Genomic DNA, 14,375 nt, shown 5'->3' with positions numbered 1-14,375 from the left:
GCACTGATCTTTTGTAACGAGGTATGCAATTCGACTTTTGAATATTCAAGCTTATTGCGGTTAAGTTGTTCAACAAAGTGTTGAGTTTGCTGTTCAATAGAAGACAGTTGGCTATAAAAATAAAGAAAGGGTACGAACGATAAGACGCACAAAACAGTGAAAAACTGGACAATAAATTTCGAGCTACGTCGACGCATTTGACTATTGTATCTACTAAGTCATTAAATAATCGTAAATGTTAGCAGATGCTCATTTAACTTACTGTGAGCGTGGTTGAATATTGCCGCAATGAGAATAGCGTATCTTAATGAAACAACATGTCTATTTGGCAGCAATACTGGTGCAAATGGAAGATATTGGCAGTCGTTTGGGCCCTGCATATTAGCAGGGCCTATGAAGGGTTTGATCAGTACTGAAAGCGTACAGACATCGTCATCTGTGGACCGTATAAACCATTATTTCTGGTTTCTGCTGACAGTGACAGTTGTTGAGTAGAGTGGAAGCGTACACCAGCGTGGAATACAGAAGCGTCGTCATTGCGACCTAGGCGCGCCGTTGCTTCTATTTGCTCAGCTAGCCATAGGCGGATGCCGACGTTGAGTTCAGGTTTGGTTTCACTTTCACCACCAGCTTCTTCAGTGTACTTAACTTGGTGGACGAGTAGTTGGCCATAGATATCAGCAAACTGATTAATTGGGCCGTTAAAGCCAATACCACCCGCGAGATCATAATCTTTGGAGAATTGAGAGTCGGCACGAACAATTAGGTGTGTGTTTTCAGTGAAAAATGTACTGAATTCGGCCCCCATCATTTCTGGCCCAATCGCAGTTCGAACCTCGAAGTAATTGTAATTAAAGTTATTTGCGTGGGTAGTTGTGCTGATCCCTGCTAGCGCAATTGCACCGGCCAAAATGAGTTTTTTCAATGTAGTCTCCGACTCGCAACAAAAAATTGACTATTGTGGTTTAGCTTGCAATAACCAAGCCAAACCACAATTATATCAGAGACTAAACGGTGAAGTACTACAAAATCTGTATATGTTCTACCTCTATTTCTGGAGTGTTTCCCCCTTCATATTCACCAAATAGACGAACTTTGGTTTTGTCATCAATCGGCTGCGCCATATGTATGTCGTCATCAAGCTCAACTTGGATTTCACCTTTTCCATCGGAAAACACAAACGTATCGCCTTTGATTTGACGTAACAGTACGCCTTCGACGACGACATTCTTTTCTGTGAACATACTGGTATCGGCAAGGAGAGTGTCAACGGATGATAGTTCTACAGGGCCGTGATACTGAACGCCAATAAAGCGGTGTTCATGGCCATCTTTAGCTAAAGCAAGTGTTGGTGATACGGCGAGGATAGCAACAGAAGCAAGTACCGATTTTTTCATGTTAATTTCCTATTGAGGTTGGACCTTGGTTATTAAGTGTGTCCATTAAAGCAAGTGGCGTTTGAATTGATGCTGAGTAGAAAGTTCATATTCGATTCATAATGTTGAGGAAATCGGCCAATTACCGTTACTATTATCGGTATCTCTGAGATTTACATAAGTTTAGACCCAAAATGCAGTCAACAATTAAGGCGTTAATGGTACAAGGCACGACTTCTGATGCCGGTAAAAGTGTGTTAGTGGCAGGTTTATGCCGCGTGTTAGCGAGAAAGAAAATTAAAGTGGCGCCCTTTAAACCACAGAATATGGCACTTAATAGCGCAGTAACGCTTGATGGTGGAGAAATAGGCCGTGCACAAGCGGTGCAGGCACTGGCATCAAATATAGAATCAAGTGTTCATATGAACCCGGTGTTGCTGAAGCCAAACACCGATATGGGTGCACAAGTCATCTTGCAAGGGAAGGCGACAACAACTGTTGATGCGATTGGTTACCATAGTTACAAGAAGGTCGCGATGCCAATTGTTATGGAGTCGTTTTCAATTCTACAATCGCAGTATGAAATGGTTCTGATTGAAGGGGCGGGAAGTCCAGCGGAAATTAACCTAAGAGAAAACGATATTGCCAATATGGGTTTCGCTGAAGAAGCCGATGTTCCAGTTATTATTGTTGCTGATATCGACCGCGGCGGTGTATTTGCTCATCTATATGGCACACTTGCTTTGCTGTCTGAAAGCGAGCAAGCGCGAGTAAAAGGTTTTGTGATTAACCGTTTTCGCGGTGATATTTCATTGTTAGAGCCTGGTTTAGATTGGTTGGAGCAAAAGACAGGCAAGCCTGTAATTGGCGTGCTGCCTTATTTACATGGCTTCGACTTAGAAGCGGAAGATGCCATCAATGCTCAGCAAGTAATCAGTGAAAAGACTAAGCTCAATGTCGTGGTTCCGGTGTTCCCTCGAATCAGCAACCATACTGACTTCGACACGTTAAGGCTTAATCCAGACATCAATCTTCGTTATGTCGGACAAGGCGAAAGGCTTGATCATGCTGACCTGATTATTTTGCCGGGTTCTAAGTCGGTAAGGGCGGACTTAGATTACTTACGCAGTCAAGGTTGGGAACAAGATATTCAACGCCACTTGAGATTAGGCGGTAAAGTGATGGGGATCTGCGGTGGCTATCAGATGCTTGGAAAGATCATTCATGATCCTCAAGGAGTTGAAAGTGATGTTGGCTCTACACAAGGACTTGGATTGCTGGATATAGAGACGGAGCTGAAAGAGGACAAAACGCTTACCAATGTGAGCGGCATGATGCATTTAGATGGCAAAGACATTCCCGTCAGTGGATATGAAATTCACGCTGGCGTTAGCCAAATAGCGGGACAGGCTCTGATTAAACTTAACAGCGGAACACTTGACGGTACCATCAGTGATTGTAATCAAGTGCTTGGTACTTACCTCCATGGTATTTTTGATAACTCAGATGCGGTAGCTGCCATTTGTCAGTGGATGGGTGTCGAAGATATCACTGAAGTTGACCATAGCAAAAATCAACAGCTGGCCATTGATAGGATTGCGGATGCGATTGAGCAACATCTCGATCTGAACAAACTATGGCCAGAGCTAGAATCAAGGTAAGTATGCAACGTATTCGTTTTATCCTACTAGCAGTTTTATCATGCGTAAGCCTCTCTTCTCATGCTGAAAAGCTTCGTGTTTATGCTGCTTCGTCAATGACCAACGTGGTTAATGACATTGTACAAAAGTTTGAAGAGAGTAATGAGGTAGAAGTCATTACGGTGTATGGAGGAAGTGCTTCTCTTGCTCGCCAGTTAGCACAAGGTGCACCTGCAGATATCTATATCTCGGCCAATCAAAAATGGATGGATTACCTTATTCAACAGCAGGTAGTGACTAGTGACGACGTTACTAATGTTGCGTCCAATGAGCTAGTTGTTGTTGCGCCAAAACATCAAGATAGTGAATTGATAATTCACAATGCCGCTTCGTGGACGTCGAATTTAGATGGTTTACGCTTGGCTATTGGGCAAACCAATGCGGTTCCAGCTGGTATTTATGCCAAGGAGTCATTGCAGAGCCTTGGTGTTTGGAGCGAAGTAAAAAACCATTTAGCCCCTGCTAATAACGTAAGAGTCGCGCTAACGCTAGTGGAAAGGAAAGAGACCCCCTTAGGTATTGTTTACAAAACCGATGCTATGCTCAGTGAGAAAACAGAAATTGTTGCCACACTGCCGAGCAATACACACTCGGCAATTATTTACCCAATGGCGGTATTTAATAATCAGCCAGTTACGTTAAAATTTGCTGAATATATGCTTTCGGACCAAACGCAGCAGTTATTATCTCGTTTTGGTTTTTCACGCCTAGCTGAGTAGAGGGAAATTTGCTGACAGATTATGAATATCAAGCGCTGCTGCTAAGCCTTAAGGTCGCTTTTTTTGCGATTGTTTGGCTAATCCCTATTGGGGTGAGTTTGGCGTGGTTGCTGGCTCGTAAGCAGTTCTATGGTAAAACCTTGCTTGATTCGATTATTCACTTACCTTTGGTACTACCTCCAGTGGTTATTGGTTATCTATTGCTGATTTCGATGGGTAGACAAGGCGTGATTGGTCATTGGTTGTATCAACAGTTTGGTTTAGTGTTCTCTTTTAGTTGGAAAGGGGCAGTATTAGCCTGTATTGTTGTCGCGTTGCCTTTGATGGTCCGCTCGATAAGGCTTAGCTTAGAAAGTGTCGATGGTAAGTTAGAACAAGCGGCTGCGACGCTTGGCGCATCACCACTAAAGATCTTTTTTACTATTACTTTACCGCTGACTATTCCCGGAATTACTACTGGAACCATGCTCTCTTTCGCCCGTAGTTTAGGTGAGTTTGGTGCAACGATAAGTTTCGTATCAAATATTCCAGGAGAAACACAGACCATTCCACTGGCGATGTATGCATTCATTGAAACTCCTGGTTCCGAAGCTCAAGCCATGCGTCTATGCATTATTTCAATTGGGATAGCGCTAGCTTCAATGTTGTTATCACAATGGCTAGCGAAAGAGAGCGCACGACGATTAGGGGCTAGTAATGGGTAACATAGTGATCTGCTACCAGCAAAATCTCGGCGATGTGCTGTTTGATATTGATTTGCAACTGCCGCAAACCGGGATTAGTGCGATTTTTGGTCGTTCTGGGGCCGGAAAAACCTCACTGATCAATGTGATTGCTGGGCTGACTAAACCGCACTCAGGTCAAGTGGTCTTGGACGGTCAGACATTGTTTGACTCAACGCAAGGTATTGATATTCCGGTGCATAAGCGTAATGTTGGCTATGTATTTCAAGATGCGCGCCTGTTCCCGCACTTTAATGTTGAACATAATCTTAACTATGGTGTGAAACAAACCGACTCAGAACATTTTGGTGAGATTGTGAGTTTGCTAGCACTTGAAAAGTTGTTGAAACGTCACCCGAATCAACTCTCGGGAGGCGAAAAACAACGGGTAGCGATCGGCCGAGCGCTACTGTCTAAACCAGATATTCTGTTGATGGATGAACCGTTAGCGTCGCTTGATCTTCCGCGTAAACGTGAAGTCATGCCGTTTTTAGAACGTTTGTCGCAATCGGTTATGATCCCAATCGTCTATGTTTCTCATAGCCTCAATGAAATCCTCAGGCTTGCTAATCACCTTGTTGTGATCGATAACGGTAGTATTGCCGCTTCAGGCTCTATAGAAGAGGTGTGGGGCTCAAGTGCAATGAAACCTTGGCAGTCTTTTTCAGAACAAAGCTCGTTGTTCGAAGGTCGTGTGATGGAGCACAGCGACAAATACGCACTATCTAAGATTGAATTAGCGCCTAGCGTTTCACTTTGGGTGCAAAAAGTTGAAGGGGAGACAGGTTCTCCGGTACGACTGCAAGTGCGCTCAAACGACGTATCACTAATGCTTGAACAGCCAAAGCAAACCTCGATTCGAAATGTATTAGCGGGCAAAATCTTAAAGCTTGAAATGCATGGCAACAGCCAAGATAGGATTAGTGTTGCTGTGACGGTAGAACTGGCTCAAGGGTGTAATCTCGTCGCCACTATTACTGCTTGGGCAAGAGATGAACTGGGCCTTAGAATTGGCATGAATGTTTACGTGCAGATTAAGGGTGTGAGTGTTACTCAAAGAGATGTGGTTCTATCTCATTAAATAAGATTTCACATAAAAAACGCCGCATTGTGCGGCGTTTCTATTTCACTCTATTATTTAGCGAAAACGTCGGTGAAATCGCGTTTTAGAATAGGGTCACGACGTGCCTTCTTGATTTGTTTAACCATGTCTTTAACACAATTGTGCAGCACTTGGTCAAGTAACTCTGCACGATACTCTTCTTTCTGCTCTTCAGTCATGTCTTTAGGAAGGTCTAGAGCCGGAAATTCTTCCATCACATTGAGACCTGCGAACGCTTGGCTAACCGACACTAGTGCATGAAATTGCTCAAAGTTATCAAGTACATTCTGTGCACTCGCTGGCAGTTCGTCCCAAGATTCACGGACAGCCTCTTCAGACACTTCGTGGATTGACGTTACCATTAGGTGCATCGCCTCTGGAACTTCATCAAACTCTATAACTTGGCGAAGCTCAGCAGAAATTTCTGCTAGGTCTACTGTTTTCTGCTCTGTTTGATCAACGTCAGACATTAATAATTTCTCTTAAAGTGTGTGTATATCGCAGCTATCGTAAAAAAATAGCGCCAAATGTCAACCATAGATGGCTGAATGCGTTAGGGTGAAGTATGCTTTTGTTAAGCATGTGATTTCTTAATTGTTTTTTGTGGTTTATCCTTAGCAATTAAATCAATCAATACTTTAAGCGATAAAGATGATTCAAGGTAATGGTACAGTGGAAGTAACGGGCTCTTCAATGAATATTCTGTTGGTCGATGATGTCCAAATGGAACGTATTCAGCTTGCCATTCGATTGAAGCAATTAGGTCATGTTGTTGAAATGGCGAGCTCAGGCGAGGAGGCGCTTAAGCTTTATGCTCAGTTTGAGCCGGATCTGGTGCTGCTCGATGTTTCAATGCCACAAATGAATGGTTTTCAAGTTTCGGAGAAAATTCGCGAACTATACCCAGATTGGGTACCGATCATCTTTTTAAGTAGCCATGACGAGCCAACCATGATTGCAAGTGCTATTGAGGCCGGTGGTGATGACTATCTAATTAAACCTGTCGACAAAATCGTACTTAACTCCAAGCTTATTGCCATGCAGCGGATTGCGTTTATGCGTCGTGCACTCGAGCAGAAATCAGCAGCACTTGCAAAAGCGAATGAAGAGCTAGCCAAGTTAGCCCAAGAAGATGGCTTAACTAAAGTAAAGAACAGACGCTACGTGGACCAGAAACTGTCGGAAATGATCACCTTACATGGCCGTCATGGGTTGCCATTGGCGATCATTTTACTCGATGTTGACCGCTTTAAACCCTACAACGATAACTACGGCCATATTCAAGGGGATAAGTGTCTTATTGAACTTGCTTCTATTCTAAAAGGTATGTTTTGCCGAAGTGGAGAGGAGGTTGGACGCTATGGTGGTGAAGAGTTCGTTGTGCTGCTGTCTCATGCCGACGAAAAGAAAGCAATCGATAATGCCCAACGTATTAAATCGACACTGGTGCAAGCTGCTTTACCACATGAGTACAGTGACGTTTCAAATCTAGTGACAGTGTCACAAGGGGTGCTTAGCTTCACCCCAACGGGAAAAGAGGCAATTGAGGAGATCTACTCTAAAGTGGATAAACGACTCTATCAAGCTAAAGTGAACGGCAGAAATCAATGGGTGATAGAGGAATGAAACTAAAGGTTAGATTCGCGTAGCCATTGATTATGTCTCCGAGTTAGGCGAGACAAACTCTGTTTCTCCCTCTTTTTTTCGCTTTGTATAGAGCGTTGTCGGCGGCTTTGATGACTTCTGAAACCTTATTGGACTCTGTACTGTCGGCGACACCAATGCTGATGGTAACGTTAACGTAGTCTTGCTGTTTTGTTGCACCACGTTTCTTAGAGCCAACTTTATCGTCTTTAGGACGGGCGTCTTGGTTGCGAAGTACCATATTGTAGTTTTCAATTGAAGCTCGCAGTAATTCCAAGTGATCACGAGTATCTTCAGCGTACTTTCCCTTGAATAGTACGGTAAATTCCTCTCCGCCGTAACGGTATACTTTCGCTTTCCCGCCCACGGTTTGTAGTTTGGAAGCAACTAACTTCAAAACGTCATCACCCGTGTCGTGGCCATAGGTATCATTGAACGATTTAAAGTGGTCGATATCAAGCATCGCTACAGTGTAACGTCTGCCGAGATGTTTTAAATCTGATTCGAGCGCAAGCCTCCCAGGGATCTCAGTTAAGGTATCCATAAACGCCAGTTCATAGCTTGCTGATAGTAGGCAAACCAAAAGCAAAATCCCGGCGAGCGAAAACATAGTGCTCGAGATGTAGGTGATGTGGAAGAAAATAAAGGTAGACGCGGCTAGAAGCGTCGCAGAATAGATAACGACATCAATAATACCATTTCTGTTGAGCACGCAAATCGCATAGATCAATACCATGGCGGTAAGAAACACCACGAGAATAAAGGGCAATTTGGAAATTTCGGGTAGGGTAAATAGGTAGGTATCGTCGATGTTTTCGAAGCCGCCGTCATAAAAATAAGTCAAGATCAGATATGACCAAAGTACCAACATAGCAATTTTGAATAGGTACAAACCAAAAGCACGCGTAAACAGCGCAGAATCTTTATAGCTGTAAACGGAGGCAAGTGCGATTGGTAGCAGCGCTGCGAGCAGTGATAATTCAAGAATGGTAGTACCTGAAGACAATGGACTTTGTAGCCTTTCCTGAATCACCCAATAAGCAACCAGCAGTGCTGTTGCAACCATAGCAATGCGGCTTTGTTTGAACACATCGGCTAGGACGATGGTAATTGCAAATAACACGAATGGAAGTTTTGAAACAACACCTAGATTGGCGTAAGTAAGGGCGATGACGTTGTTCATCCCGAAGGCAATAAAAGCCAATAACAGTATTGGCAACGACAAACGAAACCAATTTGTGGTGACGATGGAAAACGACATTAATCCTAGCCTAGCGTGATCTTGTTATAGAGTAACCACCTAAGAATACTTTTATTTGATGAATTTCCAAGCCTTTTACTAAACTTAAAGGTGAAAATTAGGGTCACGTTTAGATAGTGGTCATAATTTGGCGCACAAACGCGCAAATTTATAGCAAGCTTTAACTATTTAAAACATACAATTAACAGCAAATGTCCCTAGAAGGAGTTTAATGATATGCAGATAAGTGTAGATGTACACAACTACATGGAGACATTAGTTGGCCAAGAGCTAGCAAAAGACGACTACGTCAATAATTTTGATAATGAGCAATTAGCGGATTTAGCATGTTTAGCCTTGTCTCAACTTAGACCAGTTTATATCCGTCACGACATCGATTTTTTGTCTGCGCTCCCCGAAGAGCGTCTTGTCACTTTGAAAGAGTATGCCGCTACGGCGATTGAAGCTGCAACTTCGATGATTATTGATGACAGAAGAACCAATCGGAAAGATGAAGTGCTCGTTATACTTGGCAAACAGCCGATGTTTGATGATGATGTTGAGTTAGAGTGGTACGAAAAGCCGATTTTAACTAAAAAATAGTAGATACAAAGGAGTAGTTTGTGGGACTTTTTTCTCGCTTGTTTGGTGGTAGTGATAAGCAGCAAAATGCTGAAGTGGAACCAGTAGAGTATAAAGGTTTCTTGATTTATCAAGAGGCGAAGCCCGAAGGTGGACAGTATCGTATTGCGGGTCGCATAACAAAGCAGTTTGATGATGAAATGAAAACGCACCACTTTATTCGTTCTGATGTGTTACCGAGTAAAGGTGATGCGGATGAATTTATGTTGAAGAAAGCGCAAATGTTCATTGACCAAATGGGTGACAACATTTTTTAGTTGTTTCTCTCCTATTTGATAGACATCATGATTTTAAGAGCCATTAGTCGTTATTCTGATGGCTCTTTTTATATGTGCTAGTCATATAATTGTTTGTTTTTACAGCGCTTTTAATTTACTGGTTTGACCTCCTATCACGAGGGCTAGCTATTGTTTGCTGGCAAATTGGTAAGCAAAATAGCCCATTACCATAGGTTATAAGTAATGATATTTAGTGTTTTTGCGATAAAACACTTGAAGTATCTAAATTCGTTGGATAAAAACGAATAATCATTGTTGCGAATAGTCAAGGAATAGCTAATGCAAATTGGTGTGCCAAAAGAAATACTCGCGGGCGAAACGCGAGTGGCTGCATCGCCAAAGTCGGTTGAGCAGTTATTAAAATTAGGCTTCGAAGTAAACATCGAAAGCGGAGCCGGAGAATTAGCGAGTTTTGATGACTCTGCTTTTGAACAAGCTGGAGCAAAGATCGTTTCCGCTGAAGAGGTCTGGGCCTCTGACCTCATTCTTAAGGTCAATGCTCCTTTATCTGATGATGAAAATGATGAGATTGCGCTAATTAAAGATGGCGCGAGTTTGATCAGCTTTATCTGGCCAGCTCAAAACCCTGAATTGATGGAAAAGCTATCTAGCAAGAACATTAACGTGATGGCGATGGATGCTGTTCCACGTATTTCGCGTGCTCAAGCGCTAGATGCGTTGTCTTCGATGGCAAACATCGCGGGCTACAGAGCAGTCGTAGAAGCTGCCCATGAGTTTGGCCGCTTCTTTACAGGTCAAATTACTGCTGCTGGTAAAGTACCACCGGCGAAAGTCTTGGTTGCTGGTGCAGGTGTTGCAGGTCTTGCGGCTATCGGTGCTGCGGGCAGTCTAGGGGCGATTGTACGTGCATTCGACGTACGTCCAGAGGTTAAAGAGCAAGTCCAATCAATGGGTGCTGAATTCTTAGAAGTAGACTTCAAAGAAGATTCAGGCTCAGGTGATGGCTATGCAAAAGAGATGTCAGATGAGTTCAACAAGAAAGCAGAAGAGCTATATGCAGCTCAAGCGAAAGACGTTGATATCATCATCACTACTGCACTGATCCCAGGTCGTCCAGCGCCTAAGCTAATCACCAAAGAGATGGTTGATAGCATGAAGGCAGGTAGCGTAATTGTTGACCTAGCTGCGGCTAACGGCGGTAACTGTGAATACACAGTGGCAGACCAAGTGATCACAACTGAAAATGGCGTGAAGATCGTTGGTTACACCGATATGGTAGGCCGTTTGCCGACTCAATCTTCTCAGCTATACGCAACAAACATTGTTAACCTTCTTAAACTGTTAGCGAAAGAGAAAGATGGCAACATCAACATTGATTTCGAAGACGTTGTTCTACGCGGCGTAACGGTAATCAAAGAGGGTGAGGTTACTTGGCCAGCACCACCGATTCAGGTTTCAGCTCAGCCAGAGCAAAAACTAGCACAAGCTGCACCTAAAGAGGAAGCGAAGCCAGAAGAGCCAGCATCTCCAGTTAAGAAAATTGGCGCAATGGTTGTTGGCTTGGGGGCGTTCGCTTGGATCGCTTCAGTGGCTCCAGCTGCGTTCTTGTCTCACTTTACTGTGTTCTTCTTAGCGTGTGTGGTTGGTTACTACGTGGTATGGAACGTGACTCACGCACTGCATACTCCACTAATGTCAGTAACTAACGCTATTTCAGGCATTATCGTTGTTGGTGCGTTACTGCAAATCGGTCAAGGAAATGCCGTAGTTTCGGTTCTATCCTTTATCGCTGTACTGATCGCTAGTATCAACATCTTCGGTGGTTTCACCGTTACCAAGCGCATGCTTGAAATGTTCCGTAAAGATTAAGGAGTAACAGGGAATGTCTGCAGGATTAGTACAAGCAGCTTATATTGTTGCTGCATTTTTCTTCTATTTGAGTTTAAAAGGTCTGTCTAAACAGGAATCGGCACGCTCAGGTAACTACTACGGTATTGCTGGTATGGCGATCGCCTTGATCGCGACGATCTTTGGCCCAGAGTCGCAAGGCCTTATTTGGGTAATCATCGCTATGGTGATCGGTGGTGCGATTGGTATCCACTACGCTAAGAAAGTTGAAATGACAGAGATGCCAGAGCTAGTGGCAATTCTTCACAGCTTTGTTGGTATGGCAGCGGTACTTGTTGGCTACAACAGCTACCTTGATGCTCCAGAAGCGGCGACGCATGCTGAGCACGTCATTCACCTAGTAGAAGTATTCTTGGGTGTGTTTATCGGTGCGGTTACCTTTACAGGTTCGGTTGTTGCGTTCGGTAAGTTACGCGGCATCATCTCTTCATCACCACTAAATATTCCACACAAGCATAAGTGGAACCTAGCTGCGATCGTTGTTTCAACGCTACTAATGATCCACTTTGTAAATGTTGATGGCAGCATGTTCGCATTGATCGTGATGACGTTAATCGCGTTTGTATTCGGTTATCACTTGGTTGCTTCAATTGGTGGTGCGGATATGCCAGTAGTTGTATCTATGCTTAACTCGTACTCGGGTTGGGCTGCTGCAGCGGCGGGTTTCATGCTTGCAAATGACCTATTGATCATCACAGGTGCATTCGTAGGTTCGTCTGGTGCGATTCTGTCTTACATCATGTGGATACGGCATGGCGGTAGCACAAGCTCAGTACCCAGTTCACGAAATCACTGAGAAACTTCGTGCGCAAGGCATCAACGTTCGTTTTGGTATTCACCCAGTAGCGGGTCGTCTACCCGGTCACATGAACGTACTGCTTGCTGAAGCGAAAGTACCTTACGATATCGTATTAGAGATGGACGAAATCAATGACGACCTATCTGAAACAGATACGGTTCTAGTTATTGGTGCCAACGATACTGTTAACCCAGCTGCGTTAGACGATCCAAACAGCCCAATCGCTGGTATGCCAGTTCTTGAAGTTTGGAATGCGCAAAACGTTATCGTATTTAAGCGTTCAATGAATACAGGCTACGCTGGGGTACAAAACCCACTGTTCTTTAAAGAGAATACACAGATGCTCTTTGGCGATGCTAAAGAGAGTGTTGAGAATATCTTTAAAGCACTATAAGCTCTGTCTGATTGATACCGAAGCCAGCAACTTGCTGGCTTCTTTCGTTTTGTGAGTACCATTTCTGACATTGATATTACATTTCAGTTTTATATTTTTGCCATAATACTTTACTCTAAATCATAACTTACTGATTTAATGATTTTTTGCATTGATTAAGAATACAGTAAAAGCGATCGTCATTGGCTGCGCCATTATCTCAAGCAGCGCATCTGCAGAGTCTTTACCTGAGCGTATCGACAGGTTTGTAGATCTTTTCGATCAAGCGCACGCGACGGTTTCATACGATATTCGCAGCCTACAATCTGATTATCCAACGCGTCTGCTTACGCCAGAGTCAATGCTTCCGCAAACATCCGCTTATCCACTCAAAGATATTCAACGGCTGTACAGGTTAGCGCAAAACTGTACTGGCAAGTTACCGCTTAGTCCTTTAATCACAGAGCCCTTAGTCTTTACTCGAGCTATGTGTAAAGGCAATAAGCTAAGCGAGAAGTGGTTTGCTAGAAGTGCATTGATTCATCCTGGTGGCGGAACTTATGCCAATCGATATGTTCAAATATACCCAGAGTCTATTGAGCAGCTTCAGCAGTACATGCACATAAAAGAGCGCCCTCTAGCGTCTGATTCTACTTTGCTCGGTAGGTTGCAAAGAATGAACGAAGATGCGGTCGTCTCTTTGATTTCTGGCTCAAGTATGTTTATTGAGCGCAATGAACTGTGGCTTAGGAAGAACGACAACTACCTCATCTATCCTGAAAGCATTTGGAAGCAGGCCGTTGAAGATGCTGGGTTAACTTTCACCATGCGCAGCAGCTCAAACAGCTGTTTTGTTCAACGCGGTAACCTATGTTGGGACGTTGTTGATCACTCAGATATTTTGCGTATTAGTATGGTTGTGTTGGTTATTGCCAACATACTATTGGTGATCGGTTGGTCTATCTATCGCTGGAACACCAAGCGACAAGAGATGAAAAGTAGGATGTTGATCTTGCAGATCCTAACCCATGAATTGAGGACACCAATTGCCAGTTTATCGCTAACCGTCGAAGGGTTCCGCCGAGAGTTTGAGCATCTCCCTGAATCTGTTTACGATGAGTTTCGACGTTTATGTGAAGATTCGCGTAGGCTTCGCCAGCTAGCTGAGGCAAGTAAGGATTACCTTCAGTCAGATAATAAGCCTCTAGCCAGTGACTGGGTGCCATCAGTTAAAGACTGGTTAGAGTTCAAAGTTGAAGAAGAGTTTAACAACAAAGTTAGATTTACGATTAATCAAGATGTCGCCGCCAAATTGAACGTCTATTGGCTTGGCACTTGTATCGACAATTTAATTCGCAACGCCATTAAGTATGGGGTTGCTCCAGTGGTATTAGATGTTACTACCACTACAAACAAGATTACGGTTAAAGTACAAGATCAAGGGCAGTTGTCGGCAAAAGATTGGCGCCAACTAAGAAAGCCCTTTGTGAGTAAAAGCGGACTTGGTCTTGGTTTAACTATTGTTGAATCCATGGTTGGGCGAATGGGTGGCAAGATGTCGCTAATTGGTCCTCCAACATCGTTTATTTTGGAGATTCCTTGTGAAACAGACACTGCTTCTAGTTGAAGACGATAAAAACTTAGCTGACGGGCTATTAGTTAGCTTAGAGCAAGCGGGGTACGAGTGCTTCCACTCAGAGACCATAGCAGATGTTGCTCAGTACTGGGATCAAGCCGATCTAGTTATTTTGGATCGTCAGCTTCCTGATGGTGACTCAGTTGATCATCTCGTTGAATGGAAAAAGATCAAAGATGTGCCAGTGATCTTATTGACTGCACTTGTCACGGTAAAAGACAAAGTTTCTGGATTAGACGCTGGCGCTAATGATTACCTTACTAAGCCATTTGCAG

Annotated in this window: 14 protein-coding genes and 2 pseudogenes; 11 read left to right on the top strand and 5 right to left on the bottom strand. The window is 43.6% G+C overall.

Annotation, left to right across the window (positions count from 1 at the left end; all coding sequences use genetic code 11):
* The 3 genes and pseudogenes from QTO00_RS06495 to QTO00_RS06485 form a co-directional block, all read right to left on the bottom strand.
* Window positions 1–197, bottom strand: a pseudogene (locus QTO00_RS06495) (sensor domain-containing diguanylate cyclase); the annotation flags it as partial.
* A 209-nt stretch (window positions 198–406) separates the two neighbouring features.
* On the bottom strand, window positions 407–925 hold the full coding sequence (locus tag QTO00_RS06490; protein ID WP_038208296.1) for a hypothetical protein: 519 nt from the start codon (window positions 923–925) through the stop codon (window positions 407–409).
* A 97-nt stretch (window positions 926–1,022) separates the two neighbouring features.
* Window positions 1,023–1,397 carry a YgiW/YdeI family stress tolerance OB fold protein gene (locus QTO00_RS06485; RefSeq protein WP_331423752.1) on the bottom strand — a complete coding sequence of 125 codons (375 nt, stop codon included), beginning with the start codon at window positions 1,395–1,397 and terminating at the stop codon, window positions 1,023–1,025.
* Window positions 1,398–1,570: 173 nt separating this feature from the next.
* On the opposite strand from QTO00_RS06485, the gene QTO00_RS06480 reads away from it, so the two are divergent.
* The 4 genes from QTO00_RS06480 to modC are packed head-to-tail and all read left to right on the top strand — an operon-like array spanning window position 1,571 to window position 5,598.
* Window positions 1,571–3,037: a cobyric acid synthase gene (locus tag QTO00_RS06480; protein ID WP_331423750.1), complete on the top strand. Its 1,467-nt coding sequence runs from the start codon at window positions 1,571–1,573 to the stop codon at window positions 3,035–3,037.
* 2 nt (window positions 3,038–3,039) lie between these two features.
* Entirely contained in the window at window positions 3,040–3,795 is a 756-nt protein-coding gene (modA, locus tag QTO00_RS06475) for a molybdate ABC transporter substrate-binding protein (protein ID WP_331423748.1), read from the top strand.
* Window positions 3,796–3,803: 8 nt separating this feature from the next.
* Window positions 3,804–4,499, top strand: a complete 696-nt coding sequence (gene modB, locus QTO00_RS06470; protein ID WP_331423745.1) for a molybdate ABC transporter permease subunit — start codon at window positions 3,804–3,806, stop codon at window positions 4,497–4,499.
* Window positions 4,492–5,598: a molybdenum ABC transporter ATP-binding protein ModC gene (gene modC, locus QTO00_RS06465; protein WP_331423744.1), complete on the top strand. Its 1,107-nt coding sequence runs from the start codon at window positions 4,492–4,494 to the stop codon at window positions 5,596–5,598. The genes modB and modC overlap by 8 nt, the downstream gene beginning before the upstream one ends.
* 53 nt (window positions 5,599–5,651) lie before the next feature.
* Here modC and QTO00_RS06460 read toward each other — a convergent pair whose 3' ends face one another.
* Entirely contained in the window at window positions 5,652–6,089 is a 438-nt protein-coding gene (locus QTO00_RS06460; protein WP_331423743.1) for a DUF3069 domain-containing protein, read from the bottom strand.
* A gap of 223 nt (window positions 6,090–6,312) precedes the next feature.
* Here QTO00_RS06460 and QTO00_RS06455 point away from each other — a divergent pair, with 223 nt between their 5' ends.
* Window positions 6,313–7,245, top strand: coding sequence for a GGDEF domain-containing response regulator (locus tag QTO00_RS06455; RefSeq protein ID WP_331423755.1), 933 nt, complete (start codon window positions 6,313–6,315; stop codon window positions 7,243–7,245).
* Window positions 7,246–7,288: 43 nt separating this feature from the next.
* Here QTO00_RS06455 and QTO00_RS06450 read toward each other — a convergent pair whose 3' ends face one another.
* The gene (locus QTO00_RS06450) at window positions 7,289–8,524 is read right to left on the bottom strand and encodes a GGDEF domain-containing protein (RefSeq protein WP_331423742.1); all 1,236 of its coding nucleotides are present in this window, start codon (window positions 8,522–8,524) and stop codon (window positions 7,289–7,291) included.
* A gap of 216 nt (window positions 8,525–8,740) precedes the next feature.
* Between QTO00_RS06450 and QTO00_RS06445 the strand changes: the two genes are divergently transcribed.
* The 6 genes and pseudogenes from QTO00_RS06445 to QTO00_RS06420 form a co-directional block, all read left to right on the top strand.
* Entirely contained in the window at window positions 8,741–9,106 is a 366-nt protein-coding gene (locus tag QTO00_RS06445) for a late competence development ComFB family protein (protein WP_038208321.1), read from the top strand.
* A gap of 20 nt (window positions 9,107–9,126) precedes the next feature.
* Complete coding sequence (locus tag QTO00_RS06440; RefSeq protein ID WP_038208325.1) at window positions 9,127–9,402, top strand: HlyU family transcriptional regulator; 276 nt, start codon at window positions 9,127–9,129, stop codon at window positions 9,400–9,402.
* Window positions 9,403–9,702: 300 nt separating this feature from the next.
* Window positions 9,703–11,253, top strand: a complete 1,551-nt coding sequence (gene pntA, locus QTO00_RS06435; protein WP_331423740.1) for a Re/Si-specific NAD(P)(+) transhydrogenase subunit alpha — start codon at window positions 9,703–9,705, stop codon at window positions 11,251–11,253.
* A 13-nt stretch (window positions 11,254–11,266) separates the two neighbouring features.
* A pseudogene (locus QTO00_RS06430) lies at window positions 11,267–12,485 on the top strand (NAD(P)(+) transhydrogenase (Re/Si-specific) subunit beta).
* A gap of 151 nt (window positions 12,486–12,636) precedes the next feature.
* Complete coding sequence (vxrA, locus tag QTO00_RS06425) at window positions 12,637–14,091, top strand: sensor histidine kinase VxrA (RefSeq protein ID WP_443088902.1); 1,455 nt, start codon at window positions 12,637–12,639, stop codon at window positions 14,089–14,091.
* Window positions 14,066–14,375 (top strand): response regulator (locus QTO00_RS06420; protein WP_331423739.1); only part of this gene is annotated, 310 nt, incomplete at its 3' end. The genes vxrA and QTO00_RS06420, both read left to right, overlap by 26 nt.

It is taken from the genome of Vibrio sp. M260118 (assembly GCF_036533755.1).
In the GTDB taxonomy this organism is placed as follows: Bacteria; Pseudomonadota; Gammaproteobacteria; order Enterobacterales; family Vibrionaceae; genus Vibrio.
Note: the sequence above shows the minus strand (reverse complement) of the source record. Positions and strands in the feature narration are given on the sequence as shown.

What these genes read in the sequence shown, in the direction of transcription:
- QTO00_RS06485 (WP_331423752.1), bottom strand. Translation starts at nt 1,397, where the DNA reads ATGAAAAAATCGGTACTTGCTTCTGTTGCTATCCTCGCCGTATCACCA.
- QTO00_RS06480 (WP_331423750.1), top strand. Translation starts at nt 1,571, where the DNA reads ATGCAGTCAACAATTAAGGCGTTAATGGTACAAGGCACGACTTCTGAT.
- modA (WP_331423748.1), top strand. Translation starts at nt 3,040, where the DNA reads ATGCAACGTATTCGTTTTATCCTACTAGCAGTTTTATCATGCGTAAGC.
- modC (WP_331423744.1), top strand. Translation starts at nt 4,492, where the DNA reads ATGGGTAACATAGTGATCTGCTACCAGCAAAATCTCGGCGATGTGCTG.
- QTO00_RS06460 (WP_331423743.1), bottom strand. Translation starts at nt 6,089, where the DNA reads ATGTCTGACGTTGATCAAACAGAGCAGAAAACAGTAGACCTAGCAGAA.
- QTO00_RS06455 (WP_331423755.1), top strand. Translation starts at nt 6,313, where the DNA reads ATGAATATTCTGTTGGTCGATGATGTCCAAATGGAACGTATTCAGCTT.
- QTO00_RS06450 (WP_331423742.1), bottom strand. Translation starts at nt 8,524, where the DNA reads ATGTCGTTTTCCATCGTCACCACAAATTGGTTTCGTTTGTCGTTGCCA.
- QTO00_RS06445 (WP_038208321.1), top strand. Translation starts at nt 8,741, where the DNA reads ATGCAGATAAGTGTAGATGTACACAACTACATGGAGACATTAGTTGGC.
- pntA (WP_331423740.1), top strand. Translation starts at nt 9,703, where the DNA reads ATGCAAATTGGTGTGCCAAAAGAAATACTCGCGGGCGAAACGCGAGTG.